Genomic DNA, 525 nt, shown 5'->3' on the forward strand with positions numbered 1-525 from the left:
AGAAACTCCAGTTTTCGCATGTCATTTCTTACCGTAGCAGAACTAAACTTGAGATTAGAGTGCTCCAAAACCTGCTTAGAACTAACAGGTTTTCCAGAAGAGATGTATTCTCTTGAGATGCAGTAAAGCACTCTTATCTGCCTCGGGTTAAGTTCTGGACCACCCGTACGTCTTCTAGACACTTAGCACTCCCTCCTATAGACTGCTAATAAATGTTACCATATGCCGCCTCTGTTGTCAACTTCAGAGACCGATGATACAATCTTTAAGAGCGAAAGGGGTGTGATCAATGAGGTTATCTCAGGTCATAGAACTCCTCGGCAACAGTGTTCTTCAGGTGGTGAATCCCGGAAATGTCGATCCTGAATTCGATCATATTGAGAGTGATTCCAGGGGTCTAAAGGAGAGAAACCTCTTTATATGCATTAAGGGTACAAATTTCGATTCACACCTAATTGCGAGGGAACTTCAAAGAAAGGGAGCAGTCGCTTTGGTCGCGGAAATGCCCATTGAAGACGAGGAAGT

1 protein-coding gene and 1 pseudogene are annotated in these 525 nt (G+C 43.8%); one reads left to right on the forward strand and one right to left on the reverse strand.

The window, feature by feature from the left end:
* Positions 1–182, reverse strand: a pseudogene (locus BG32_RS09835) (heat-inducible transcription repressor HrcA); the annotation flags it as partial.
* Between the two features lie 107 nt (positions 183–289).
* Between BG32_RS09835 and BG32_RS09840 the strand changes: the two are divergent.
* A partial coding sequence (locus BG32_RS09840; RefSeq protein WP_259459664.1) for a Mur ligase domain-containing protein occupies positions 290–525 on the forward strand: 236 nt, incomplete at its 3' end.

Origin of the sequence: Mesotoga sp. HF07.pep.5.2.highcov (assembly GCF_003666285.1) — a bacterium.
Classification (GTDB): domain Bacteria; phylum Thermotogota; class Thermotogae; order Petrotogales; family Kosmotogaceae; genus Mesotoga; species Mesotoga prima.